Source organism: Colwellia sp. BRX10-4 (genome assembly GCF_014077465.1).
GTDB lineage: Bacteria > Pseudomonadota > Gammaproteobacteria > Enterobacterales > Alteromonadaceae > Colwellia_A.
The window spans coordinates 66,483-91,128 of sequence record NZ_JACGVZ010000006.1 but is presented as its reverse complement, the minus strand read 5'-3'; the positions used below and the strand labels follow the sequence as shown (position 1 = coordinate 91,128).

Here is a 24,646-nt window from a genome sequence, read left to right as displayed (position 1 = left end):
ATCTTGTCGATAGGAAAAGGACAATAGCAACCTAAATTAAAATGAGTAATAACACACAATGATCATAGCCACCGACTTAAGCTTAGATAGAGGCGCTAAAAACCTCATAAAATCATCAAGCTTTACTATTCATCCTAATCACAAAGTTGGCTTAGTTGGCGCTAATGGCTGTGGAAAATCTTCTTTATTTGCTGCCTTATTAGGTGAGTTACAGCCCGACAGAGGTGATGTAAATATGCCTTCAGGCTGGGATGTCGCAACAGTAAAACAAGAAACCCCCGCCCTCGAGCAATCCGCCTTAGATTATGTGATGGACGGAGATAAAGAATTTCGTCAACTTGAGCAACAACTTGAGAAAGCTCGATTAAATGATGATGGCAACCAAGAAGCATTAATTCTCAACCATATTGATGCCATAAATGGCTACAGTTTACCCGCTCGTGCCAGCGAGTTACTTCATGGTTTAGGTTTTTTACAAGAACAACTGGGTGATGCCGTAAAGGATTTTTCTGGTGGTTGGCGCATGCGTCTTAACTTGGCTCAAGCGTTAATTAGCCGCGCAGATCTACTCTTACTCGATGAACCCACTAACCATCTAGATTTGGATGCGGTAATTTGGTTACAGCGTTGGTTAAAACGCTTTACCGGTACTTTAGTGCTTATTTCACATGATCGTGATTTTCTAGATGACGTTATTGAACAAATTCTTCATATTGAACATCAACAAGCAAAATTATATTCGGGTAATTATAGCGCCTTTGAGCGTCAACGCGCGGAACATTTAGCACAACAAGATGCTCAATTTCAAAAACAACAAAAAGAAGTGGCTCACTTAACCTCATTCGTTGATCGCTTTAGAGCAAAAGCCAGTAAAGCAAAACAAGCTCAGAGTCGTTTAAAGCGTTTACAAAAATTACCTGACTTAGCACCTGCACATGTCGATAGCCAGTTTACCTTCAGTTTCAAAACACCGGAAACATTGCCTTATCCGTTATTAGCATTAAAAGAGACAACCTGTGGCTATAATCCAGAAACCATTATTTTACATGATGTCGGTCTCACGCTTGTACCCGGTAGTAGAATCGGTCTTTTGGGACGAAATGGCGCGGGTAAGTCAACATTAATAAAGTCATTAGCTGGCGATATTGCCTTAATTAAAGGCGAGCGTTATTGCGCCCAAGACTTAACTGTTGGTTACTTCTCTCAACATCAGCTTGAACAATTACATATGCAAAGTAGTGCGATTGATCATATTGTTCGTGCTAAACCTGAGACTACAGAGCTACAAGCGCGCAATTTTTTAGGTAGCTTTGGTTTTACTGGCGACCAAGCACTCTCTCCGGTAAGTACCATGTCAGGTGGAGAAAAAGCACGTCTGGTATTGGCGTTAATTGTTAATGAAAAGCCGCAATTACTCCTCCTCGATGAACCAACTAACCATCTTGATTTAGAAATGCGTCAAGCACTCGTCTTTGCTTTACAAGATTTTGAAGGGGCTATTATTTTGATTGCCCACGATCGCTTTTTATTAGAGTCGTGTGTTGATGAGTTTTTCTTAGTTGCCAATGGCCAAGTTAGCGAGTTCTCGGGTGATATTGATGACTATCAACAATGGCTTAATGAAGACAAAAAACAAACACTGAAAAATACTAAACCCGCAAAATCTCTTGAGGTTGTTGATAAAAAACAATTACGCAAAGACCAAGCTGAATTACGTAAAAAAGCATCTCCGCTGCGAAAACAAGCTGATAAATACGAGAAGAAAGTGCAGCTGCTGCAAACTGAATTAGCTGAAGTTGAAGGAGTATTAGCCGAAAGTGAGATATATCAAAGTGAACATAAAGCACGCTTAGGCTTACTCATTAAGCAACAAGCTAAACTCAAAGCAGATGTTGAAGAAAATGAAATGTATTGGCTCGAATTAGAAGAGCAAATTGAAGAAATTATGTTACAGGCTTCACTGTAAAAATTAATCATTAAATTATATTACTTGCTACACTTAAAAATCATACGATTAAAATAATGAGAACGTTATGAAAAAAACAATATTCGCCCTTTTTTGTCTATCTATAGTAAGCAGTGTTTCGAGCTTTGCTTATCAAGGTGATCTTGACCAAGGCATTTATGAATTAAACCGTGGCGATTTTAAAGCGGCTATAAATGAATTTGAACCCTTAGTTGCTCAGGAATATTCTCCTGCGCAGTATCAAATGGCGCTTATTTATTTAAATGGTTACGGCGTTGCAAAAGATCCCAAAAAAGCATTGGAATTAATGTCCTTAGCCGCTTCACAAAATCACCCCGACGCACTATTTAGTTTGTCGCTGATGTATTCTGAGGGAGTCATCGTTAAAAAAGATTTAAAAACCGCTTTTGCACTGATGGAAAGAGCAGCGATTAGAGACTCTGTAGCCGCACAATTTAATCTTGGTGTTATGTACTTCAATGGTACAGGTACATATAAAGACTATCCAAAAGCCGCACGTTGGTATGAGACTGCGGCAAAGCAAAATTACGCTCTAGCCCAGTTTAATTTAGCACTGATGTATTTTGAGGGCTTGGGTGTTGAGAAAAGTGTAGAGATGTCTTTTATATGGAATATTATTTCCGCCAGTAATGGTTATAAAAATGCAGGAAAAAGTCGTGATATGGACTCCTTAAAACTCAGTAATTTAGAAATAGCTCAGGCAAGGGAAAAGGCTGACCGACTTTATCAACAAATTATCGAACAAGAAGCATTAAAAGCTAAACAATAAAACCTTAACTCAAAAAAATAAGACAATAATCTAAGGGGCAAATTCAAGGTTCATTGATCTATATCACAACCATAAAGTAACCCATGATTTACAATGGCTATAACATTACGTTATAGCCATTTTTTTATAACTCAATTATTTTTATGGAGTCTGTTATGAAATTTTTCGATATGATTATTAATGATCCTGTTGTACTTTATTCTTTTGGTGGATTAGTCATTCTCTTAGGTATTTGTGCTTTTTATATTTATTATTTCCTTAAAAAAATCAATGAGAACAATTAGTTAATATCTTTACAAGTTAAATAAAGTTGCAACCGTCTAAATTAAGGTGTTAACCGTTAAATAAAGCCAGCAACTGAAATTGTTACGTTTAAGCACCAAAACTATCTTTAAAAAGGTTAATTAAACGTTGAAATCGCTAATTTATAAAATATAACCCTAAGGGCAGTAGCTGCCAAAGGGGAGTCTGTAGCAACCTAAAGTTTTGTAGGCGTATATATTTAATGTTTAATAAGAAAACGAATGTTAAAGTTTTAACCTCAGGTATCGCTGATCTAAAGAAGCAGCCATTAAGATTGTTCTACTCCTCCTTAAAATGCAGTGATTGTAGTTAAATTATAAATTGTCACTTATAACATTTTTTATACTAAAACATTTGACCCTACCACCGTGGTAAGCTTTGACCTCAACTTAGTTCTAAAATTCAATTAAGGTGAGAAGCTTATGAATACAACTACACAATTCAAAATTGACGGTATGACCTGTGCTTCATGTGTCGGTCGTGTTGAAAAGGCGTTACACAAAGTCGTTGGCGTGACAGATGTTACAGTCAACCTAGCTACAGATATGGCGACGATTCAAGGTACCGCCAGTTATAGTGAATTAATTACTGCTGTTATTGAGGCTGGTTATCAAGTGCCTGTAAAGGTAAAGCAATTTGGTATTGGAAAGATGAGTTGCTCGTCTTGTGTGAAGCGGGTCGAACAAGCATTGTTAAAAGTAACCGGTATGGTCAGTGCGTCGGTCAATTTAGCCACCGAGCACGTACAAGTAAAAACTTTATCCTTTGTAACTGATGAACAACTAGCCCAAGCCGTAACACAAGTCGGTTACCTTTTTATCCCGTTGAACAATAACAGCGTGATAGAAAAGCCCAGTCAACATCAACCTTTTTATACCAAAGCATGGTGGCCCGTATTGGGAGCAGGCCTACTTACCTTGCCACTGGTGTTACCCATGTTAAGTATGCTGTTTTCGCAACAGTGGATGTTACCACCTTTTTGGCAATGGTTGTTAGCTACGCCAGTACAATTCTATTTTGGCGCTCGCTTTTATCGTGCAGGCTGGGGGGCATTAAAAGCTGGCATGGGCAACATGGATCTTCTTGTCTCCATAGGTACCAGTGCAGCCTACGGACTATCTTTGTATTTGTGGTGGAGTTTTGATAGCGCTCATGGCATGCCACACTTGTATTTTGAAAGTAGTAGCGCAGTAATCACCTTGGTTGTGCTGGGCAAATATTTAGAACACAAAGCAAAACGCCGAACAACTGATGCACTTAGAGCATTGGAAAATTTGAAACCTGTTGAGGCAACAGTGCAGCGCTTTGGTAAATGGCAGAAAGTGGCCGCTTCATCAGTACAAACAGGTGAAAAAGTAAAAGTAATCCCCGGCGAAAGTGTGCCTGTTGATGGTGAAATATTACAGGGGAAGAGTCATCTCGATGAAGCGTTAATTAGTGGTGAATCAATTCCGTTAAGTAAAAAAGAAGGTGATGTTGTCACGGGTGGCTCACTTAACTTGGACGGTATTTTGGAGATCCGTGCCACTAATGTTGGTAGCGAATCTACTTTATCTAAGATCATTGAATTAGTAGAACAAGCCCAAGGAGCAAAAGCCCCCGTACAGGCAATAGTAGATAAAGTTAGTAGTATCTTCATTCCTGTTGTGTTGCTGGTCGCACTTACCACCTTATTGGTGTCAGGTTTAGTATTTGATGACTGGACAGATGGCATTCTCAATGCGGTAGCCGTTTTAGTGATTGCCTGTCCATGTGCACTTGGTTTAGCAACTCCCGCAGCCATAATGGCAGGTACAGGAACCGCTGCCAGATTAGGCGTATTGGTTAAAGATGCTGTTGCGTTAGAGCAAGCAAAAGAAATAAATTTAGTAGTATTTGATAAAACAGGCACCTTGACCCAAGGCAAACCTGTTGTAAATGAGATGAAGGTCATCAGTGGTAGTGAAGAAACCGTTTTGCAGTTGGCTTATTCCTTACAAATAAATAGTGAGCACCCATTAGGCAAGGCCGTGGTTGAAAAAGCATTAACCAACGAAACACAACCAATACCTGTTGAGGAATTTCAAGTTGTCGCGGGTTATGGTGTCAAAGGCAACATCGATGACAATTTAGTCTTGATGGGCAGTAGTCATTGGATGCAAGAGTTAGGGGTGAAACTTCCAACCGAACATATAAAAACACCAGGTACTTCTGTTTCTTGGTTGGCTAGTCAGCAGCAAGATAAGATAACATTACTTGGGCTGTTTTGTTTTAGTGATAAATTGAAGTCTGATGCGCTAAAGGCTGTGAAGCTATTACAACAACAAGGTATAAAGGTTGCTATGCTTACCGGTGACAATAAAGCGAGTGCAACATCGGTAGCGACAAAATTACAGTTAGACGATTTTAAAGCTGAGGTGCTGCCTGCAGATAAAGCAAAATATATCCTGCAATATCAAGAGCAAGGTTATCAGGTTGCCATGGTTGGTGATGGCATTAATGATGCGCCAGCGATAGCCCAAGCAGATTTAGGTATGGCAATGGCGTCTGGTACTGATGTTGCCGTTAGCGCAGCTTCTTTCATGTTAATGCGTAGTAAACCAAGCCTAGTACCCACGGCATTGATCATTGCAAGGCTGACTTATCGTAAAATACAGCAAAACCTTTTTTGGGCATTTATCTTTAATGCTGTGGGAATTCCACTAGCAGCCTTTGGTTATCTTGACCCCATTATTGCCGGAGCAGCGATGGCATTTAGTAGCTTATTTGTCCTCAGTAACGCATTGTTATTGCAACGTTGGACTCTTAAGAAGAAATAACATGGAGAAACTTGTCACCATAGGCAAAGCCTCTAGTTTAACGGGGGTGTCGGCCAAAATGATCCAATACTATGAAGAAATTGGTGTATTGAAAAAAGCGAGTCGTACCGATGCAGGTTATCGACTTTATAACTAAGCGCACATACAACAATTGGGATTTATCCGTCGTTCGAGAAACTTAGGCTTCTCCATGATTGAGATTCAGTCGCTGCTCAAGTTCTGGCTTGATACTGATAGAGAAAGTCGACACGTGAAGCAACTAGCGCTGAGCCATTTACAGGAGATAAATGAAAAAATATTGGAGCTAGAGCAAATGAGCGCAATATTACAAAAACTAGCTGATAAATGTCATGGTGACGATAACCCTGACTGCGCTATTTTAGAAGGTTTAGCTCAACTTTCATCTGAATAACTAAGAATAATTGTTTTTTGTTATACTAACAGCACTTGTCTATGTTGATTGTTATGCATTATCCGCACAATTAATCTTAAATACTGAGGTGCGCTTATTAACTTATCTATTAATCAATCTTCCTCTACGCTCAATGTAATTGAGCGTCAAAAAAAATCACGTGAAGAAATTGATGAAAAGTATCGCAATGGTATTGCTCATTAATCAACGAGTATAATACAACAAGTTTATGGTGGCGTTTAGCCTTGTAAGCTTTTTTTTAGCCTAAAAATATCTATTTATTTTCAATTCACATACAATAATAAAACTAATAAACCACAACAGACCACTATAACTTTAAATGTTTACTCAAAGTCAATTCACTCCAGCTTGGTGGCTACACAATCCTCATTGCCAAACTATTATTGCAAAATTTTTAAGATCTAGAAAACAGCTAGAAACTTGCAATGAAACAGTGGAGTTACCTGATGGCGACTTTATTGATTTGGCATGGACCGATAAACCTAAACTTAATGAAACTCGTCCTTTGGTGGTTGTTCTTCATGGTTTAGAAGGTTCAGTTAACAGTCATTATGCTAAAGGAATGTTATCGGCTATTAAAGAGAAGCAGTGGGTCGGAGTGCTGATGCATTTTAGAGGCTGTAGTGGACGAGTCAATAGAAAAGCCCGTTCGTATCATAGTGGCGACACTGATGATATTAGTTATTTAACGCAATTTTTAAAGAAAAAATATCCACAACTTCCAATGACCATTATTGGCTTTTCTTTAGGAGGCAATGTACTAGCGCGTTATTTAGCAAAAGAACCTAATAACCCTTATCAAGCTGCGGCAATCATTTGTGCCCCTTTACACTTGGCCAGCTGCAGCAAGCGGATTAACCAAGGCTTTTCGCGTATATATCAAAAATATCTAGTGGGCATGCTCAAAGACAGTATTAAGGATAAAATGGACAGTAATCTAATTTCTGCTCCGCTATCGCAAAGACTGGCCCATAAGCTCGATGAAATTAAGACCATTTGGCAATTCGATCAACTGGTAACAGCCCCTATTAACGGTTTTGAGAGCGCTGAAGATTATTATCATCAGGCGAGTGGACGTTTTATTTTGGATAAAATTAAACAACCCTGCTTAATTATTCATTCAAATGACGACCCCTTCTTATGTGATGAAAATACCCGTGATATTAGCAGTATTCCCAATAACATATGTTTTGAGGTCAGTAAAAAAGGGGGTCATGTTGGTTTTATCAATGGTAATAATCCCTTAAGACCACAGTTTTGGCTAGAACATCGTGTTCCAAATTTTTTAGAGAGCTACCTATGATAATCCCCTACAAAGATCTACAACCCGATACGCTAACAGGTATTATTCGAGAGTTTGTTTTACGTGAAGGTACCGAATATGGTGCGGACGATGTGCCTTTGTCGGAAAAAGTAGCGCAAGTAAAGATACAACTTGCTAATGGTAGTGCGTTTTTAGTTTATTCAGAGCTTCATGATACGGTAAATATTTTACCCATTGATCAGTTTGAACAACAACAAAACGAGCAAGAACAGGAACAAACGCAATAGTTATTTTATAGTAACGAACACCCTATAGATGTTCGTTACTCATTTGCTATTGAGTGAAAGTTAAGACAAAACTTACCGGCACGGCGTAAGCAATGCTTGGTAGATTTGCTAATGATTTTAATTTATTAATACCTGCCACTAACGCAAAGTCTTCGGCTTTAATGATAGCTGGCTTTAAGGTGCTCACTAGCATATTATTTGCTGATAGCTTAGCCACCATAACATTCAATGTAAGTTCTTGCTGTTGACCATGTAAATTCAGGCTACCCGTAAGTGACATTTGCTGACTTGAACCGATAGTTATCGCATTAATGTCTGCAAGGTTAAGTTGCGCACTAAAGCTCGCTTGTGAAAAAGTTGCGGTTTCAAAGAAAAACTCCGCCATTCTTTGATCACGTATCGCAATATTAGTGTCAACACTGCTTAAATCAATGGTCACATTTGCTAAACCACTATTGTTGATAACACCCGTAAACTCTTTAAAGCTATGACTTTCAGCCACAGTTCCTTTTTTAATCGACACAAAAGTTAACGATGAATTTTTAGAGTCCAACTGCCAAGCACTATAGGCTGGTGCAGCAAGCAGGAGTGAAAGGCTTAAAATAAAAGTAGATATAATACGCATAATAGGTCCTTTGAAAATAAAATAAAAATTAAGAGCGTCGCGCTCTATGTGGAGTCACAATACTTTGCCACGGAATATTACTGGCACCTAAAGTCATAAAGTCAGGGTTCATTAATCCTTCCCGTTGATTGTAGGTTAACGGTAAAAACTCACTATCAATTATTGAGCCACCCGCTTGTTCGATAATACAATGACTCGCTCCTGTATCCCACTCACCTGTGGGACCAATACGTAAGTAACAATCTGCACTACCTTCAGCAATTAGACAGTTTTTAAGTGAGCAACTGCCTAATGCTACGTATTCAAACGCAAAGTTTTCATTGTTAAGGTATTGCCCCATTAGGCTGAGCTCTTGTCGGCGGCTTACCGCCACCTTAATTTTGCGTTTACCATCATATTTAGCGACATGAATTTGCTGGCTACCGGTATGGTTTTCTTTAAAAGCGCCAAGCTTATTTTGTCCATAGTAGGTCAGTTGGTGATCAGGTGCGTGAATAACACCAATACTTGGCCAGCCATTTTCCACCAAAGCAACATTAACGGCGAAATCGCCACTGCCTTTAATAAACTCACCCGTCCCATCAATAGGGTCGAGTAGCCAATATCGAGACCAATTTTTTCTTTGACTAAGCGCTAATGCACCAACTTCTTCAGAAATAATAGGAATGCCGGGTGCCAAGCGTGACAGCTCTTGCATCAATACATCGTTAGCCGCATAGTCAGCACTAGTAACGGGGCTATTATCTTCTTTAATTTCTGACGTGTAATTGCCCGACTTGTAATGCTTAGTAACTTCTAGGCCTGCTTTTTTTGCACTTTCTATCGCGATGGCGAGTAACGTTTCATTGTTCATTAATCTTCACTTACTTTTTCTTTTGAGTATTATTTTAAAATATTCTTAACTAAATCTTTTACCAGCATTAGAGCGGCTATGCTTCTTGCTTCATTAAAGTCAGGTTGGGCAAGTAATGATTGATAATCGGCAAGTTTCCATGAGATAACTTCTAGTTCTTCAGGTTCATCACCGGGGAGTTTTTCTGCATATAAACTTTCAGCAAGAAAAATTTCCATTGAGGCAGAGAAAAAAGCCGGAGCTGTTGCGACTCGATGCACATGGGTGAATTTATTTGCCCCATAGCCAACTTCTTCTTTTAACTCTCGATTAGCAGCGTGCTCTGCGCTTTCGCCTTCATCAATAAGTCCTTTCGGGAAACCAAGCTCATATGTATGGGTGCCAGCACAATATTCACGTACTAATAAAAACGTTTCATCGTCTAACATAGGTACAATTAATACAGCGCCTCGACCGTAGCCTTGCATGCGTTCATATTCTCGCTGTACGCCGTTGCTGAAGGTGAGATCTACTTGTTCTATAGCAAACAAGCGACTCTTAGCAACTTGCTTACGTTGTGTGACTTTGGGAAGTGTTAAACTGTTGCTCATGGTAGCGAAACCTAAGAGTAAAATATTAGTAATATAGTTTTAGAATAGCACGTTAACTTTAGATATAATTAATAATTAATCGCTCTTAGGAAAAATAATATGCTTAATTGGTCAAAAATTTCTACCGTACTTTTAGATATGGATGGAACGATTTTAGATTTACATTTTGACAACCATTTCTGGCTCCATCATTTACCACTACGTTACAGTGAGCACGCAAAGATTTCACTTGAGCAAGCAAAAGAAAACTTAGCAAGCCATTATGAAAGAGTTGCTGGGACAATTGACTGGTACTGTTTAGACTACTGGGCTGAACAAACCCAATTACCGATTCAAGCCTTAAAACGTGAAGTACAACACTTAATTAGCTTACGCCATGATGCTCATGATTTTATGGTGGCATTAAGAGAGAGTGGAAGAGAAATAATACTGGTTACTAATGCTCACCCAGATAGCTTATTGCTTAAAATTGAACGCACGCAACTCGATAAGTATTTTGATGTTTTATATTCTACGCATGAATTTGGTGTGACCAAAGAGTCGCAATTGTTATGGCAGCGTCTTCAAGAGAAGCAAGGGTTTAGCCTAGAGAATACTTTGTTTGTTGATGATAGTATCAATATTTTAGCATCGGCTCAACGCTATGGTTTTGAACATTTATTAGCGGTTGAAAACCCCGATAGTCAGAAAACGCCGCATATTGTTAACGATTACCCATCTACATCAGACTTTAGAACATTAATTGATGAAATAAAGAAATATCCCATTAAGTAATGGCTATTATTCATCCTGACGTAAGCCAGGATGAAATAGGTTTAGCTTAAGTAACGATTTATCACCGTATAAAATGGCTTAAAAGTTCAATCGATAGCGCCCTTGGTTATCCGCTTTGCCAATAAAGGACAGCAGTGGCTTTAATTTTTCAGGGAAGTTAGCACCCGGCTTTAAATAACCATTGCCAGAAGCTCTATTGATATTATGCAGATAAGCGGTAAACGTGAGTCCGAGGTCATTTTCAGGGGCAATGATAAACGCAAGCGCGCCTTTTTCACAAGCCAACTCAGCAGATAACGTACCTAGATTTGCCTTTTCTGATAATGCGGTGATGGCTGCCTTATTCCATTTTATTAAGCCCTTCATTTGCTGACAAACAGGTTTGCCAAGTATAAATTCATCAACACTGAGTTCAATAAGGTTGTGGGCTTGCATCGGGATAGCTAGATTAAGCTTTTCCGTAATTTGTTGCGCGGCTACCGTGATATCAAGATTAGTAATTTTTATCTGCTTAAGCAATTGGCTTGCGGTCAACCTACCTTCTGGTCCACTGACTAAGGCACCGCCAAAAGTTAACTTAATTGTCGGGTCAAGCATCAATAATGAGAGGAAACTCAACTCACTGCTGACATTGTTAATGTCGACATTGTCTATGCGGACTTGTTTTGCATAACTTTGCCACACTGTGCCAGAGAGCTGAGATACTTGACTGTTTTTTGGTAAATTAATAAAACTAACCACCCAAGCAGCAGGCATAGTTACAATTAAAAAAATCAAATATAAACTAAAGAACATTGCTCCGTAAACAAACCACTTTTTCATTAGCCTTTTCCTAATTGTAAGCGACGAACTCTAACAACGCCGTTGCGATCAGCTTTACTTAAATCAATACTTTTCACTAATAAACCTTCATTATTGGCTAGAAATTCAAGCCAACTAAGTAACTGTGTAAACGGGACTTCATCAATCCATACTTGTAAGTCTTCACCTTGAGGTTGCAAGCGAGCTATCGAAATATTATTACGACCGGCACTGCTGTTAACAATACTAGAAAGGCTGGCATTGCTGGCTGAAGATGCGACTCTTTTTTGTGACTGTTGATAGCGCAGAGTATTTTCTTGCACCCAGGTATAAAGCGCTTGTTGGCGCATAATTTTTTGTTGAGTTTTATCAGTATTAGTAACCAATGGTTGCCACACTGCGCTGTAAAATAAAAACAGCACTACAACAAAGCTCATCATAGCAACGAGTCGTTGCTCAGAGCTTTTTAATTGTTGCCACCACGTTTTCATTATCGCCCCTTACTTGTGTTTGTTGATTGTTGATTATCATTACTGGTTATGCTAAATGAGCCAGAAATTTGATCACCTTGATTATTTTGCGCGCCCATAGATACCGTCAGGTTACTCTCTTCAAGAGCGATTTTTAACTTATCAAAATACTGATAATCACTGGCAATTGCCTGCATACGAATCTCATTGCGCTTACCATCAAACTTCAACGTTTGGGGTTTTATTTCAGGTACTAAAGCTAACGCTGGTTGCACTTGAGTTAAGATAGCTAAAAAGCCACTTTCTCCACTAGCCCCGCCTACTTCTTTGAGTTTCTGCTCAAGTTGGGAGCGAATAGTTGAGACTCGGACTCGCTTAGTTTTTGGAAAAGCCTTTTTATAGGTACTAATGATTTGCTCTTCAATTTCAGCCTGTTGACTATGAAGCTGTATTAATTCGGCACCTTTAATGCCGACATTAAGCAATAAAGCGAAGATGGCAATACCTGCGGCCAAAAACCAACTTTTTAGCACGGGTGAGCGCTGTTCTTTAACTTTAAAATCACCCTGTAGTAAGTTGAACTTACCTGCTTTTTCATGATTATATGTGGCGGCTAATAACGCCAAAGGCAGCTCTTCAGGCATCGCGTTGATGGTCAGTTTAGCGATGGTTTCAGGTAATATTGAATAAGCATTTAACGAGAAACTGTTGGGTACCTCATTGTTGCTTCCATTGTCCGTTACTGATTTTTGCTCACTGTTAATTTTCTCTGCTGTTTGAGTACCACTGAGTGACTGACTAATTAACGGCCAAGTGTTGCTGTCTATGGTGATCCCTTGCCATTGTCCTTGGCGTATAAGTATTTGCTCACCTAAGACAATAGCACTAACAACATTGACTTCATTAGTCAGTGGCATTGCAAGTACATCTGGGATCATTTTTTTACAGGTAATATCTGCACTTTTTAACCACCCTTGCCATAATGCCAACTGAGCAGATTCGATAATTGCAACAAAGCAATTGTGTGCACTACCAACAATTTTGATATCACTATAAGCGAAAAATAGCTCATCAACATCTTGTGCTAATTCATCTTCAAGCATATACGGCACAGCTAGGCGCATCGCTTTTGATGATTTACTGGGTACTGTTAAACTTTTCAAACTGATATCACTGGTTGGCACAAACGTAATGACTTCACGTTGTTTGGCTTTCTCAGCTAATTGCTCTAACGCATGGGCATTGGGGAGTTCACCACTGGCAATAATGCCTTCTTGATCGTCACTGAATATTAACCAGTGCACTACGTCTTTTGCGTTAGTACCTAATCGGATATATAACTTTTCGGTCATTACTCTCGTCCTATGGTACGACTCACTACGGAGATATTATTATTGCTTTCAACTTTCATTAAAGTGCTCAACGCGAAGTAACTGTCATTAAAACTAGCGATACTTTTTAGTTTAAAATAATGACTAACAACATCAAACTGCTCTTTTTGATCATTGGTTATTTTTGTATTTTTTGATATATCGGGTAAATTGAAAAACTCATCTCGTGTTTTAAAACCAGCACCCTCTCGGCTAGCCAAGGCATTTTCTGCATCCGCTAAAGGAATACCTAAAAAAGCCTCCAACAATTCAGGTTGGTCACTTCTGATGGTGTTTATATTTATTTTATGAAGATTATTATTAGGTATTACGCAAGCATACTCTTTTAATTTATTAATAACCGGCACAGTAAAGTGTTCAATTAAGCGTAGTTCAGTAATACTGGCCAAATAATAATTAGCGGGTAAGTAAGGAAACTCTTTTGCGGAGTAATCATTATCTTCAGCACCACCAGCACTGGCTATAGCGCTGTTTTGATCAAGCCAGTCCACTAATGCATCGGTCATATATTCAGCATCAAACTGACTAACACCTTCAACATTAAGCGACATAATTAATTTTTGGAAAGCCTCTTCTATTGGACGCCTTCGAGTGCCTGCAGGAATAGCATTATCATCAGGCCTTAAAGCATTTAAATTAAAACAGGCTTGCATATCAAAAATTTCGCCGGTGATTTGTCCAAAGTCAACAGGATAACTTGTTTCGCCTTGAGCCCAAATTTGCTCTAAATGCGTAACGTCTTTTTCATCTTCAAAAACATTGATTAATATTCTTTTTGCAAACGCTTCTGCGCCCATCGCATACCAATAAGCCTGCTGATTTAGCGTAACATTATTAGTACGTTGCATCTGCAACTGCAAGCGCGCAGTCATCTGTGTGGCTAATACGGCGGCTAACGAAACGATAAGTAAAACAGTAATTAACGCCACTCCGGTCACTTTTTTAGCGGTCAACTTACTCATATCCGCACTGCAATGAGAGTTTTTCATTAGGCCTCCCATAACGAAGAGCACAATACATAAGCTTTAAATTGAGACATCATCACCCGCCACTAAAAATTCTCGTCTTATAAGCCCATAATCTTTAGTTATTAGCTCAACAGCAATCGCTTGAGGTAAACTTTTATTTTTAATTTGTTTTTGCCATTTTTTGTCATAAAAAAACTCAAAATTTAGTCCTTCAATCTCGGTGATTAACTTTCTTCTTTTAGGCTCTTGCCCTTGGATAGCATCAACAAAATTGAAATGAAGTCGCTCGAAGGTTCCCTCATTTAATTGATAAGCGACAGATTGCATATTGCTACGCGGTAATAGTAGACCTGGATTTGTCCATCCGTTGCGAACAAAAGCTAAGGTACTTTCGCCATTTGAAAAACTATTACTGTCAGTATATAAAAAATCTTGCTGGGGAGCTTCGCCATTTAATCGAATACTGCGTTTAGCAATTTGCAGTAAATCACGCTCGATAAGTAAGAAGCCTCGCTGTAATTCATTAACGCGTGTGGTACGAATTTCAGATGACTCATTACCTTTTAATACTGTATTAAAAATAGTAAAACTACTCATGCTAATCATTGAAAAAATAGCGATAGCGATTAAAACTTCTAACAAGGTAAAGCCATTATTCGTTGGCTTATTCAAACAAATTTTCACTACGGCTGACTCTTTGAAATATAGGTAACCATACTGGTGATCGCTAACTTTTCATCTTCTTTATTGCGAATTTCAATCGTGATAGCACGCATATTCTTATTTTCTGTTTTAAGCACTTTTTGTAGCCAAAACCATTCTTGGCCAGCCATTTCTACGGTACCTTTTTTGTTATTTTTTGGTGGCCATGTTGGGTCTAATGTCATCGCAACTAATTGATTTGAGGCCACCCAATTGGCTAATACTTTATTTTCTAAATGACTTAAATTCTTAAAGTTATTGTCTGCTGCACTTAACAACGCAATACCCGCAATTGAAAAAATAGCCATTGCTAACATGACTTCAATTAAAGTAAAGCCCAATGAAGCCGTTTTAATGACCCATTTCACCTTATTCATCATCAAAGAGTGGCCCTTCAACAGTTATCGGTGTGGTGTATAAACCGGTCGCCTTAAAATAAAGCTTGGCTTCAGTGTAATTGTTTTTAACAAATTGAAAACGCAGACTAAACGGTGTTATTTCGCCGCCTGAGAGTATGTAAATCTGGGGAATGAGAATTTTTTTTTCTATATTATTACCGTCATCATCTTTACCTACGTCTTCATCTAAATCATTCTCTTTATTAGCCGCTTGCAACTCATTAAATACTTCAGTATCAAATAATTGTGGTTCTTCGATTGGCAAATCATCAAGTTGTAAAATCAACTCAACACCTTCAGGTAATTTATAACGACTGAATAATTCATTATCAGAGATATCCGACCACGTTATGCCGTCGTAACCTAAAAACTGATAACCTTTTTTGCCAATAACTAAGCCTAATTCAATATTATTTAGCATGCCATATTCAGCAGCAATATTGAAAACGCCGGCAAAACGTTTGCTCGTGAGTTCGAGTGTTTCTTCGGCTTTATCACCTGAAGCACTAAACTGAACAACCGAAACCATTAAACCCACCAGCACAATAACCAACATCACTTCAATTAAAGTGAAACCGTTAACTACTGTGCTGTTTTTGGAATAATGCTTCATATTAAGAGTTCACCAAAACTACTGGTAGTCGCCAAGGTTCCAGTTGCCAATATCGTCTTCTGTACCAGGTTCACCGTCGGGTCCCATAGTAAAAATATCAATATCACCATTTTCGCCTGGATTTAATAGTTGGTAGGCATTGCCCCAAGGATCGTCAGGTAAACGTTTAACATAACCCCCGTTTGGGAAACGACGCGGTAAAGGTTCAACGTCAGTTTCTTCAACTAAAGCTTCTAAGCCTTGCTCAGTCGTTGGATAGTTATAGTTATCCATTTTGTACATACTTAACGACGTTTCTAATGCATTAATATCTTGTACTGATTTTTGAAGTTTTGCGGTATCCATATTGCCCATCAAGTTTTGGACAACAACACTGCCTAACAAACCTAAAATAACAATAACAACCATCACTTCCAATAAAGTAAAGCCACCTTGTTTATTTTTCACTTTCATTGGTTGAATTTTTTTGTTCACATTAACCTCCTACTAAGGTATTTAACTGAAGAATTGGCTGTAAAATAGCCATAACTATAAAAAGAACGATACCTGCCATAGCGATCATCAAGGCGGGCTCAAAAGCTTTTAGCGATATATTCATCAACGCTTCAAACTCCCTGTCTTGGTTGTCTGCTGACCGGCCAAGCATATGTTCTAACTTGCCACTTTTTTCACCACTGGCAATCATATGAAGCATCATCGGTGGAAATAATTTCGTTTGCTCTAAAGAAACGCGTAAACTTGCCCCTTCGCGCACTTTATCGGCCGACTCTTTAACGCATTGCTTAATGTATAAGTTTTCTAAAACTTCACCTGATATTTTCATGCTTTCCAGTAAAGGAACAGCACTGGCGGTTAAGATACTTAAGGTACGAGCAAACCGAGCGGTATTAATACCACGAATGATTTTGCCTAGCCCTGGAAAGCTAATCACCTTACGGTGAAAGGCAAACTTGAAGCTGGCCTTTTTCATTAAATGATTAAAGCCACCTATGAGTAAGGCAATCAAAATAAGGATATACAAACCATTATCTCTTAAAAAATCACTGGTACTAATTAAAAACTGAGTCGTTGCAGGTAAATTTGCGCCCATATGGTCAAACTGGCCAACAATTTTAGGGACTACCGCTGTTAACAGTATCGCGATAACGCCTATGGCTACGACCGTCATAATAACGGGGTAAATAAGCGCTTGAATGATTTGTGAACGTAAGTGTTCGCGTTGCTCGGTGTAATCGGCTAAGCGGTTTAAAACCGTATCTAAGAAACCAGATTTTTCACCTGCAGCAACCATTGCTCGATATAAGTGACTAAAAACATGCGGAAACTCAGCCATACTCTCGGCTAAACCATAACCTTCGGTTACTTTTGTTCGCACCGCCATAATCATACTTTTCATACTATTTTTTTCACATTGTTCGCCAACGGCAAGCAAAGATTCTTCAATCGGTAAACCCGACTCAACTAATGTTGCCAACTGGCGTGTGATTAAAGCAAGTTCAGCAACAGATACTTTTGTTCGTCCGCCAAACCGTGGTTTATTGGCGGCTTGCTTAGTTTTTTGTAAGCTTGGCGTTACTTCAGTGGGCATTAAGCCTTTGTCACGTAATAAGCCACGCGCTTGTCTGGGCGTATCACCTTCGATAACACCCTTTACCGTTTTACCACGGCTATTTACTGCTTGATAATCAAAAGCTGCCATAATAAAACTCTAGTTAATCTTCTTTGGTAACACGCAAAACTTCTTCGAGTGTTGTTTGTCCGGTCAGCACTTTATCAAAGCCGTCACGGCGTATACTTGGTGTATTTTGGCGAATAAACTTTTCAATAGCCTGCTCACCTTTACCATTATGAATAAGCTCGCGTACTTTATCGTCGACAACAATAAGTTCATGAATACCCATACGTCCTTTATAGCCCTTTTGGCTACATTCACTACAACCAACTGCGCGATAAATATGCTGGGTGTTGTCTTGAGGTAACTCAAGTAATTTTAGCTCTGGGCCATCAGGTAAATGGCTTTCTTTACAATGCGGGCACAATGTTCTCACGAGTCGTTGTGCTAAGACTCCCAAGAGACTCGATGAGAGTAAAAATGACTCTACGCCCATATCTTCCATACGAGTAATGGCACCAGCGGCACTGTTAGTATGCAGTGTCGACATCACTAAGTGACCGGTTAAACTCGCTTGCACGCCAATTTGAGCGGTTTCTAAATCGCGTATTTCACCGACCATAACAACATCGGGATCTTGGCGAAGTATCGCCCGTAACCCGCGAGCAAAGGTCATATCAACTTTGGTATTAACTTGTGTTTGTCCAATACCTTCAATGGCGTACTCGATGGGATCTTCAACCGTTAAAACGTTACGCTCTTTAGAATCAATTTGGCTCAGTCCCGCATAAAGCGTGGTACTTTTACCCGATCCCGTAGGACCCGTAACTAAAATAATGCCATGGGGTTTTTCGATGAGTTTTGAAAACTTTATTCGGTTGGCAAGTGTCATGCCTAAATCTTCTAAATCGAGACGAACCGAGTTCTTATCAAGTAAACGAAGTACCACACGCTCACCATGGCCCGTTGGCATTGTTGAAACACGTACATCAACAGCACGACCGGCAATGCGCAAAGAAATACGACCATCTTGTGGTATGCGTTTTTCAGCAATGTCGAGTTTTGCCATAACCTTGATACGAGAAACTAATAATGAAGCAAGTTTACGATTAGGCTTTAATACTTCACGTAAAACGCCATCAACACGAAAACGAATTTGTAGCGCTAATTCAAAAGTTTCAATATGAATATCAGAAGCATTTTCTTTTATTGCTTCACTCAACATCGCATTGATCAATTTGATGATTGGCGCATCATCTTCATTTTCGAGCAGATCTTCTGTCTCTGTCATCTCGTCAGCGAGAGAATACAAGTCAACTTCGTTGCCAATATCTTCCATCATCTGTTGAGCTTCTGAAGAGTCTCGTTGATATGAAATAGTTAATAATTGTTCAAATTCATCTAACGAATGAAATTCAATAGCAAAGGGACTTTTTAAGACCCGACGCACTTCTAATACTGCCGCACTGTTAACATTGGCTAAGCAATGTAAGGTGTATTGGTCGTTACTTTTACTAATGAGTACATGATGACGTTTGGCAAAATTAAAAGGCAAACGGCTGATCTGCACTTTTACTTCTTCTGCCTCTTGACCATTACCTGCAACATTTAAAGTCACTACGTTGTCTGTGTCTTCTCTCTTTTCAATATCAGCCATATTATTGGTCTTTTTTGTCTGAAGTTGATGAGTCATCACCCTCGTTTTTAACGACAGGCGGTAATAAGCTAGAGTCTTTAGACTGACTTTCTTTCATGTATTCATCGAATGAAGGAGGTAAAGTCAGTTGGTCATTCCATTCAGGTAACAATGGCATTTTTTCATCGCTCATTAATGACAAACCTTCTTCTTGCTTACGTATTTCAGTCGCACGAATATAGTTATACTTTTCTTTACTAATTTCATTCATCAACTTGCCATCACGAATAATCGTTGGGCGAATAAAGACCATTAAATTACGTTTACGCGTTGAGGTTGTTGTTGATTTAAATAAGTGCCCAATAAAAGGTATGTCACCTAATAAAGGTACTTTTTGTTCACTTTCTTGAACGTCTTCATCAATCAAGCCACCCAGTACCACGGTTGCGCCAGAATCGGCCATCACTACCGTTTTAATTTCGCGTTTGTTGATAGAAATATCTACCCCCGTAGCGCCACTCACCGAAGAGACTTCTTGCTCTATGGTTAACTGCACACCACTGCCTTCATTCACTTGTGGGGTAACGGTTAGTTTTATACCAACTTCCTGGCGTTCAACGGTTTGAAATGGATTACCGTTATTGCTACCCGCAGTAGAGCCAGTAAGAATAGGAATTTCTTGTCCAACTAAAAAGTGCGCTTCTTCATTATCGAGTGTAGTGATACTTGGCGTAGCAAGAATATTGGAATTAGTGTCATTACTCACCGCTTGTATGATTGCGCCCCAGCCATTTTTCATAATACCAAACATACCACCGCTTACAGAGCCAAGTAAGGTTGCGGCTAATGAATAGTCACCTTTAATATCGTCTTGATTAGGATTAATCGTTGTGGCACCACTTTCAGAAGTCACGGTAGAACCTTTAGTGCCTGGTGTTGGTTGAGCTGCCTCAGCAGCCGCTGCAACAGCACTTATGGGCGCAGGACCATTATTGAACTGGGTAAAACCACCATCTTCGCTGAACCATTGCACACCTAAACTAATACCATCACTTTCAAAAACTTCGACGATTATCGCTTCAACAAGCACTTGTGCACGACGAACGTCTAATTTGCGGATGACTTCCTCAAGTGAACGTAACATGTCTTGCTGAGCGGTAATAACCAAGGTATTGGTGTCTTCATGAGCGTCAATACTGACATTACGTTTTTTACTGCTTTGTTTACTCGTTTGCGCGCCAGCGTTTTCGGCTTCAATTGATTTACTGACCCCTTCAAGTACTTTGACTAAGTCTTCAGCTTTTGAGTATTTCAAATAGTAAACACGGGTATTACCATTGGTTTCTAATTCACTGTCTAAGCGGGAAATTAACTTAGCGACACGCGAACGGGCTTGAGATTCACCGCTAACAATTACACTATTGGTGCGCTCGTCAGCCACTATTTTAGGGATAAGGAAGGTTGGCGTACCAGATTTTCCTTGATCAGATTTATGCATGGCTTCAACAATACGCACCATTTCTGCCGCCGATGCATATTGCAGTTTAATAATTTGTACGTCTTGATCGCCAGCTTTGTCGACACGCTCAATAATATTGACTAAACGATTAACAACCGCAGCAGTGCCCGTTAGCATGATGACATTAGCGGGATCATAATTGACCACGTTACCGCCACCGGCTTGATCTGAAAGTTGACGAAGTAAAGGGGTTAATTCACGTACTGTGACATTTTTAACTTCGACAACTCGAGTCACCATTTCATCACCCACACCAGGGTTTTCATTACCAACAACCGGTATTGATGAAGTTTTAGCGTCTTTATTACGAATAACTTTTACAACATTATTGTCCATTTCAACAGCAGAAAAACCATACACTTCAAGCACATTTAAGAACACTTGATAATATTGTTTTTCGGTAAGTTGATCTTGGGTACGTAATGTCACTTTACCTCGAACGTTAGGGTCAACGATCATGGTTTTTTTCAGGTTTTTACCAACTATATTGATAAATTCGTCAATTTCAGTACCTTTAAAGTTTGGCGAGTACTTAGCCGCATGTATATCAGCACTAAATAATAAAGTATTCATCATCACAACAGTTAAACCTGTTGCTAACAATCCTTTATACCAAGGGGCGCGAAGAGTCTTGCGCAAGGAAAAATTTTTCATAACTTAATTCTCAATTTTGGTCAGTAAAGGTATTAACCACCGATACTAAATAATATTTCGTTCAATTCACCATTACGATCGATTAATAGTGATACTTCTTTATCTTGTTTTAATGCAGCAAGTGCTTGTGCGGCTTCGCTTGGCACCGTTAAATCATAACCATTCATTTGAATTGCGATATCACCAGATTTCAGCCCTGAATTTTGAAAAAAATCAGCGTTTTTACCCGGCAACAATCTGTAACCGACTATTTTGCCACTTTTACGTTTTGGCGATATTTTTAAATAATCGGTAATTTTACTTGGGTCGGTATTAATTTCGTCTTTAAATGACTCTGCACTTTTACTCAGCATCTTATTTGTTCTTCGATCAATGACATTAGGTGATGTTAGTCGACTATTTAATTCTCGAGTTTTAGCTGGAGATATTGCCGATTTATTTACTACCTTTTGTTGTGTTTTTTCATTGTAATCAAATCCATCAAGCATCAATGTTTCAAGCTTTCCGGCATGCTTTAAAAGCACTCGGTCACGAAAAACACTATCGAGCACCGCACGTGTTCCGGTAATGGTTTCACCCGGACTATAGGTGTCTTGCTTACCAGCATTTTCAATGACCGCCGCGGAGGTAGTTTTGTCATCACTTGCTACTGCCCCTGATAGCGTTAAACGCAACTGTGTTTGAGGTGCATTTTCCACTTCAACCGTTTCAATTGTATCTATACTGTCTGTGTATAAGCCAAATAAGTTTAATGTTTTTAAATTTGTTAAACTGATATCAGCTTTTTCAGTGTTCTGTATTGCTACTTTTACGCTAACATTTGAAGACGCATGGTATTGGCCACTTGGCGCAACAAGCCAAGTAAGCTGTGCAAAAACATACGCAATGTAAGCTAACAAAAATGCACTGATCACCTTAGCTATTTTTTGCTGAGGTAATTGTGAAGAGAAGTCGACTACACTAGAAAAATTTGAAGGTAATTGCATGGTTATCTTTATAGAAATTTAAATTAATTTTCATTATTATACCGTGATAGTACTTGAGCTAGACATTATCAACAAGGGTAAGATGATGATTAAAATATTTATTAACAATTTTGTGCTGTTATGTGCAAACTAATATTGCCAGTTCAGCGATAGACTCAGTTAAAAGACTAGACATTATAAGCAATTATGATATTTTCGCCGCGACATATATTTATAGGAAGATGGTAAGTAGATGAAACATAATTCACCTCTCACTGAAAACACTTCAACCCGTCTCGATAAGTGGTTATGGGCTGCTCGTTTTTACAAAACACGTGCCATTGCCAAACAAATGATTGATGGTGGTAAAGTGTTCTATAATGGTCAACGAACAAAGTCGGGTAAAGTCGTTGCTTTAGGAGACAAAGTTGTCTTACGCCAGAGTTATGAAGAACGAGAAATTATTGTTGTGGCGCTGGCAGATAAACGTCGAGATGCGAGTTTTGCGCAAACTCTTTACCAAGAAACGCCCAACAGTATTACCACTCGTGAAAAAAATGCCTTAGCACGTAAACAAGGTACTTTACTTAGCCCCGCTAGTGATACCAAACCCGATAAAAAACAACGTCGACAATTAATACAATTTAAAGAAAGGATCTAACTGTGACTGTTAAAACTGATGTTTTAAATCGCTATTTATTTGATGGTAAGCATGCTCGTGGAGAGCTTGTACAACTGACTAAAGCTTATCAAGAAATTATTGCTTTGCATGAATACCCTCCGGGCGTGCAAGCCTTGTTAGGTGAATTAGTTGCCGCCACTTGCTTGCTTACTGCTACTTTAAAGTTTGAGGGTGAAATTACCGTTCAATTACAGGGCGATGGCCCCATTAGTTATATGTCCGTTAATGGTGACGATAAACAAAATATGCGTGGCATAGCCCGTTTAGCTGAGCCAACTGCTGGTATAGGCTTAAAAGAACTAATAGGTAAAGGTACGATGGTTATTACTATACGTCCTGAAAAAGGCGAACCTTACCAAGGAGTTGTTGCACTAGATAAAGATAATTTAGCTGATTGTTTAGCACATTACTTTGAAGTTTCTGAACAAATACCCACAAAAATCTGGTTATTTAATAATGCTGACAATACTCAAGTTGCTGGTAGCTTGATACAACTGCTTCCTGATAGTGATAGCAAGGAAACTCAGCTTAGTGATTTTGAACACTTGTGCCAACTAACCAATACAATAAAAGCAGATGAGATCTTTTCGTTAGACGCTGAAGACTTATTGTATCGTTTGTATCATCAAGAGGAGGTTCGTTTATTTGAACCTCAATCGGTTAATTATCAATGCAGTTGTTCTGAGGAAAAATGTTTAACGGCTATTTCTCAAGTTTCACCAAGCGAATTGATAAGCATTATAGAAGAGCAAGGTTGCGTATCGATGACTTGTGAATATTGTTTAACAACGTATAAGTTTGATGAACCAAAACTTGCACACTTTATTCATGAGCCCAAGCACTAGTTTACCCTTAGACTTAACGTCTTAATTCTACCTGTTCGCCTTTTAGCGCTCTTCTGCTAATGGGCGACCCACTTTACCACTGTAATCTATTTCTATTTCTACCCGCTCAAACTGCTTTGCTGCTAAAAGTGATTTATAATAACCTAAGAGTTCGACGCCCTCTTCTGGCGTTAATCGATAAGTACTTTTAGCTATTTCATTAATATTTGCGGTATTGTCATAGCTTGTTAAGCTGGCTAAGTTTTTAACAATGACCACAAAAGTGCCCTTTATCGTACCCGTTTCTGACATTAATAAATTAACAACTTTAGCGCCATTAGTCAGCTTATCTGTTTGTAGTTCAAATTTCTGTTCGTTGAGCATTAAGTATTTATTTTCTGAATTTGTCAGTTTTTTAAAAACGTTGTTATTTTTTAAACTTTCATTACTTTCACTTAAACCGCTACTAGTGGCCCGTGCAAGTGTTTCATTAGTTGTAGCAACTGATGTGTTTGACTTTAAAGAAGCAGCTTCTTTATCGCTGGTTTTTTTCTCTAGTGGTTGTACGACTTCTCTTTTATCTGAACAAGCCATTAAAAAAGTGACACTAAGGGCGATGACACTAAGGTTATGCATATTTCCTTCCTTTTTATTTACAGTCATAATTAAGTGATAAACATTTAGTTATAAAAAAAGCTGATTGAATGACCAATCAGCTTTATTTTTAC

At 38.9% G+C, this 24,646-nt stretch carries 27 protein-coding genes; 11 read left to right on the top strand and 16 right to left on the bottom strand.

The features are described 5' to 3' along the window. Window positions 1–58: 58 nt before the first annotated feature. The 8 genes from H4J67_RS07295 to H4J67_RS07265 all read left to right on the top strand — a co-directional run bounded on the left by H4J67_RS07295 (window position 59) and on the right by H4J67_RS07265 (window position 7,841). Complete coding sequence (locus H4J67_RS07295; RefSeq protein WP_182203286.1) at window positions 59–1,966, top strand: ATP-binding cassette domain-containing protein; 1,908 nt, start codon at window positions 59–61, stop codon at window positions 1,964–1,966. A 67-nt stretch (window positions 1,967–2,033) separates the two neighbouring features. Further along, window positions 2,034–2,756: a tetratricopeptide repeat protein gene (locus H4J67_RS07290; RefSeq protein WP_182203284.1), complete on the top strand. Its 723-nt coding sequence runs from the start codon at window positions 2,034–2,036 to the stop codon at window positions 2,754–2,756. Window positions 2,757–2,899: 143 nt separating this feature from the next. Next, on the top strand, window positions 2,900–3,040 hold the full coding sequence (locus H4J67_RS07285) for a DUF3149 domain-containing protein (protein WP_310740539.1): 141 nt from the start codon (window positions 2,900–2,902) through the stop codon (window positions 3,038–3,040). Window positions 3,041–3,481: 441 nt separating this feature from the next. Continuing rightward, on the top strand, window positions 3,482–5,857 hold the full coding sequence (locus H4J67_RS07280; protein WP_182203282.1) for a heavy metal translocating P-type ATPase: 2,376 nt from the start codon (window positions 3,482–3,484) through the stop codon (window positions 5,855–5,857). A gap of 1 nt (window position 5,858) precedes the next feature. Next, window positions 5,859–5,993 (top strand): MerR family DNA-binding transcriptional regulator, encoded by a 135-nt coding sequence (locus H4J67_RS20520; protein WP_259368519.1) that lies wholly within the window; start codon window positions 5,859–5,861, stop codon window positions 5,991–5,993. A gap of 54 nt (window positions 5,994–6,047) precedes the next feature. Next, complete coding sequence (locus tag H4J67_RS20515; RefSeq protein WP_259368518.1) at window positions 6,048–6,269, top strand: MerR family DNA-binding protein; 222 nt, start codon at window positions 6,048–6,050, stop codon at window positions 6,267–6,269. A 340-nt stretch (window positions 6,270–6,609) separates the two neighbouring features. Continuing rightward, window positions 6,610–7,593: a hydrolase gene (locus H4J67_RS07270; RefSeq protein ID WP_182176443.1), complete on the top strand. Its 984-nt coding sequence runs from the start codon at window positions 6,610–6,612 to the stop codon at window positions 7,591–7,593. Further along, a complete protein-coding gene (locus H4J67_RS07265) occupies window positions 7,590–7,841 on the top strand; it encodes a YheU family protein (protein WP_182176444.1) in 252 nt (83 codons plus the stop codon). Before H4J67_RS07270 ends, H4J67_RS07265 begins: the two co-directional genes overlap by 4 nt. Before the next feature lie 46 nt (window positions 7,842–7,887). On the opposite strand, the gene H4J67_RS07260 is transcribed toward H4J67_RS07265, so the two are convergent. From H4J67_RS07260 to nudE, 3 genes are read right to left on the bottom strand one after another with little or no spacing between them, the layout of a single operon-like run. Beyond that, window positions 7,888–8,466 (bottom strand): YceI family protein, encoded by a 579-nt coding sequence (locus H4J67_RS07260; RefSeq protein WP_182176445.1) that lies wholly within the window; start codon window positions 8,464–8,466, stop codon window positions 7,888–7,890. Window positions 8,467–8,494: 28 nt separating this feature from the next. Next, window positions 8,495–9,319 carry a 3'(2'),5'-bisphosphate nucleotidase CysQ gene (cysQ, locus tag H4J67_RS07255; RefSeq protein ID WP_182176446.1) on the bottom strand — a complete coding sequence of 275 codons (825 nt, stop codon included), beginning with the start codon at window positions 9,317–9,319 and terminating at the stop codon, window positions 8,495–8,497. A gap of 29 nt (window positions 9,320–9,348) precedes the next feature. Continuing rightward, complete coding sequence (gene nudE, locus H4J67_RS07250; protein ID WP_182176447.1) at window positions 9,349–9,909, bottom strand: ADP compounds hydrolase NudE; 561 nt, start codon at window positions 9,907–9,909, stop codon at window positions 9,349–9,351. Window positions 9,910–10,008: 99 nt separating this feature from the next. Here nudE and yrfG point away from each other — a divergent pair, with 99 nt between their 5' ends. Then, a complete protein-coding gene (gene yrfG, locus H4J67_RS07245) occupies window positions 10,009–10,683 on the top strand; it encodes a GMP/IMP nucleotidase (RefSeq protein ID WP_182176448.1) in 675 nt (224 codons plus the stop codon). Between the two features lie 78 nt (window positions 10,684–10,761). On the opposite strand, the gene H4J67_RS07240 is transcribed toward yrfG, so the two are convergent. The 12 genes from H4J67_RS07240 to gspC all read right to left on the bottom strand — a co-directional run bounded on the left by H4J67_RS07240 (window position 10,762) and on the right by gspC (window position 22,433). Further along, the gene (locus tag H4J67_RS07240) at window positions 10,762–11,505 is read right to left on the bottom strand and encodes a type II secretion system protein N (protein WP_182176449.1); all 744 of its coding nucleotides are present in this window, start codon (window positions 11,503–11,505) and stop codon (window positions 10,762–10,764) included. Then, on the bottom strand, window positions 11,505–11,975 hold the full coding sequence (gene gspM, locus H4J67_RS07235) for a type II secretion system protein GspM (RefSeq protein ID WP_070374943.1): 471 nt from the start codon (window positions 11,973–11,975) through the stop codon (window positions 11,505–11,507). The genes H4J67_RS07240 and gspM overlap by 1 nt, the downstream gene beginning before the upstream one ends. Next, window positions 11,975–13,306, bottom strand: coding sequence for a type II secretion system protein GspL (gspL, locus tag H4J67_RS07230; RefSeq protein ID WP_182203280.1), 1,332 nt, complete (start codon window positions 13,304–13,306; stop codon window positions 11,975–11,977). The genes gspM and gspL overlap by 1 nt, the downstream gene beginning before the upstream one ends. Further along, window positions 13,306–14,334 (bottom strand): type II secretion system minor pseudopilin GspK, encoded by a 1,029-nt coding sequence (gspK, locus tag H4J67_RS07225; RefSeq protein WP_259368517.1) that lies wholly within the window; start codon window positions 14,332–14,334, stop codon window positions 13,306–13,308. Before gspK ends, gspL begins: the two co-directional genes overlap by 1 nt. A gap of 36 nt (window positions 14,335–14,370) precedes the next feature. Further along, window positions 14,371–14,985: a type II secretion system minor pseudopilin GspJ gene (gene gspJ, locus H4J67_RS07220; protein ID WP_220463354.1), complete on the bottom strand. Its 615-nt coding sequence runs from the start codon at window positions 14,983–14,985 to the stop codon at window positions 14,371–14,373. A gap of 11 nt (window positions 14,986–14,996) precedes the next feature. Then, on the bottom strand, window positions 14,997–15,395 hold the full coding sequence (gene gspI, locus H4J67_RS07215; protein WP_182203278.1) for a type II secretion system minor pseudopilin GspI: 399 nt from the start codon (window positions 15,393–15,395) through the stop codon (window positions 14,997–14,999). After that, window positions 15,385–16,026, bottom strand: coding sequence for a type II secretion system minor pseudopilin GspH (gspH, locus tag H4J67_RS07210; protein WP_182176453.1), 642 nt, complete (start codon window positions 16,024–16,026; stop codon window positions 15,385–15,387). The genes gspI and gspH overlap by 11 nt, the downstream gene beginning before the upstream one ends. 18 nt (window positions 16,027–16,044) lie before the next feature. Continuing rightward, window positions 16,045–16,479, bottom strand: coding sequence for a type II secretion system major pseudopilin GspG (gspG, locus tag H4J67_RS07205; RefSeq protein WP_070377070.1), 435 nt, complete (start codon window positions 16,477–16,479; stop codon window positions 16,045–16,047). 22 nt (window positions 16,480–16,501) lie between these two features. Beyond that, on the bottom strand, window positions 16,502–17,725 hold the full coding sequence (gene gspF / locus H4J67_RS07200) for a type II secretion system inner membrane protein GspF (RefSeq protein WP_070374947.1): 1,224 nt from the start codon (window positions 17,723–17,725) through the stop codon (window positions 16,502–16,504). Window positions 17,726–17,738: 13 nt separating this feature from the next. Continuing rightward, window positions 17,739–19,295, bottom strand: coding sequence for a type II secretion system ATPase GspE (gene gspE / locus H4J67_RS07195; RefSeq protein ID WP_182176454.1), 1,557 nt, complete (start codon window positions 19,293–19,295; stop codon window positions 17,739–17,741). Between the two features lies 1 nt (window position 19,296). Next, window positions 19,297–21,369 carry a type II secretion system secretin GspD gene (gene gspD / locus H4J67_RS07190; protein ID WP_259368521.1) on the bottom strand — a complete coding sequence of 691 codons (2,073 nt, stop codon included), beginning with the start codon at window positions 21,367–21,369 and terminating at the stop codon, window positions 19,297–19,299. 110 nt (window positions 21,370–21,479) lie between these two features. Continuing rightward, a complete protein-coding gene (gspC, locus tag H4J67_RS07185) occupies window positions 21,480–22,433 on the bottom strand; it encodes a type II secretion system protein GspC (protein WP_182176456.1) in 954 nt (317 codons plus the stop codon). Between the two features lie 232 nt (window positions 22,434–22,665). On the opposite strand from gspC, the gene hslR reads away from it, so the two are divergent. Further along, on the top strand, window positions 22,666–23,073 hold the full coding sequence (gene hslR, locus H4J67_RS07180) for a ribosome-associated heat shock protein Hsp15 (RefSeq protein WP_070374949.1): 408 nt from the start codon (window positions 22,666–22,668) through the stop codon (window positions 23,071–23,073). A 2-nt stretch (window positions 23,074–23,075) separates the two neighbouring features. Further along, window positions 23,076–23,939, top strand: coding sequence for an Hsp33 family molecular chaperone HslO (hslO, locus tag H4J67_RS07175; protein WP_182176457.1), 864 nt, complete (start codon window positions 23,076–23,078; stop codon window positions 23,937–23,939). Between the two features lie 42 nt (window positions 23,940–23,981). Here the strand turns inward: hslO and H4J67_RS07170 are convergent, their stop codons facing one another. Further along, window positions 23,982–24,554, bottom strand: coding sequence for a hypothetical protein (locus H4J67_RS07170; protein ID WP_182176458.1), 573 nt, complete (start codon window positions 24,552–24,554; stop codon window positions 23,982–23,984). Window positions 24,555–24,646: the final 92 nt, after the last annotated feature.

Excerpts from the sequence above, each read along its gene's own strand:
- gspC (WP_182176456.1), bottom strand. The coding sequence starts at position 22,433 with ATGCAATTACCTTCAAATTTTTCTAGTGTAGTCGACTTCTCTTCACAA.
- gspG (WP_070377070.1), bottom strand. The coding sequence starts at position 16,479 with ATGAAAGTGAAAAATAAACAAGGTGGCTTTACTTTATTGGAAGTGATG.
- gspL (WP_182203280.1), bottom strand. The coding sequence starts at position 13,306 with ATGACCGAAAAGTTATATATCCGATTAGGTACTAACGCAAAAGACGTA.
- gspE (WP_182176454.1), bottom strand. The coding sequence starts at position 19,295 with ATGGCTGATATTGAAAAGAGAGAAGACACAGACAACGTAGTGACTTTA.
- H4J67_RS20515 (WP_259368518.1), top strand. The coding sequence starts at position 6,048 with ATGATTGAGATTCAGTCGCTGCTCAAGTTCTGGCTTGATACTGATAGA.
- H4J67_RS07240 (WP_182176449.1), bottom strand. The coding sequence starts at position 11,505 with ATGAAAAAGTGGTTTGTTTACGGAGCAATGTTCTTTAGTTTATATTTG.
- H4J67_RS07295 (WP_182203286.1), top strand. The coding sequence starts at position 59 with ATGATCATAGCCACCGACTTAAGCTTAGATAGAGGCGCTAAAAACCTC.
- gspI (WP_182203278.1), bottom strand. The coding sequence starts at position 15,395 with ATGATGAATAAGGTGAAATGGGTCATTAAAACGGCTTCATTGGGCTTT.
- H4J67_RS07170 (WP_182176458.1), bottom strand. The coding sequence starts at position 24,554 with ATGCATAACCTTAGTGTCATCGCCCTTAGTGTCACTTTTTTAATGGCT.
- gspF (WP_070374947.1), bottom strand. The coding sequence starts at position 17,725 with ATGGCAGCTTTTGATTATCAAGCAGTAAATAGCCGTGGTAAAACGGTA.
- nudE (WP_182176447.1), bottom strand. The coding sequence starts at position 9,909 with ATGAGCAACAGTTTAACACTTCCCAAAGTCACACAACGTAAGCAAGTT.
- gspD (WP_259368521.1), bottom strand. The coding sequence starts at position 21,369 with ATGATGAATACTTTATTATTTAGTGCTGATATACATGCGGCTAAGTAC.
- H4J67_RS20520 (WP_259368519.1), top strand. The coding sequence starts at position 5,859 with ATGGAGAAACTTGTCACCATAGGCAAAGCCTCTAGTTTAACGGGGGTG.
- H4J67_RS07265 (WP_182176444.1), top strand. The coding sequence starts at position 7,590 with ATGATAATCCCCTACAAAGATCTACAACCCGATACGCTAACAGGTATT.
- H4J67_RS07285 (WP_310740539.1), top strand. The coding sequence starts at position 2,900 with ATGGAGTCTGTTATGAAATTTTTCGATATGATTATTAATGATCCTGTT.
- H4J67_RS07260 (WP_182176445.1), bottom strand. The coding sequence starts at position 8,466 with ATGCGTATTATATCTACTTTTATTTTAAGCCTTTCACTCCTGCTTGCT.
- H4J67_RS07280 (WP_182203282.1), top strand. The coding sequence starts at position 3,482 with ATGAATACAACTACACAATTCAAAATTGACGGTATGACCTGTGCTTCA.
- gspK (WP_259368517.1), bottom strand. The coding sequence starts at position 14,334 with ATGAAAAACTCTCATTGCAGTGCGGATATGAGTAAGTTGACCGCTAAA.
- hslR (WP_070374949.1), top strand. The coding sequence starts at position 22,666 with ATGAAACATAATTCACCTCTCACTGAAAACACTTCAACCCGTCTCGAT.
- H4J67_RS07290 (WP_182203284.1), top strand. The coding sequence starts at position 2,034 with ATGAAAAAAACAATATTCGCCCTTTTTTGTCTATCTATAGTAAGCAGT.
- H4J67_RS07270 (WP_182176443.1), top strand. The coding sequence starts at position 6,610 with ATGTTTACTCAAAGTCAATTCACTCCAGCTTGGTGGCTACACAATCCT.
- yrfG (WP_182176448.1), top strand. The coding sequence starts at position 10,009 with ATGCTTAATTGGTCAAAAATTTCTACCGTACTTTTAGATATGGATGGA.
- gspM (WP_070374943.1), bottom strand. The coding sequence starts at position 11,975 with ATGAAAACGTGGTGGCAACAATTAAAAAGCTCTGAGCAACGACTCGTT.
- gspH (WP_182176453.1), bottom strand. The coding sequence starts at position 16,026 with ATGAAGCATTATTCCAAAAACAGCACAGTAGTTAACGGTTTCACTTTA.
- cysQ (WP_182176446.1), bottom strand. The coding sequence starts at position 9,319 with ATGAACAATGAAACGTTACTCGCCATCGCGATAGAAAGTGCAAAAAAA.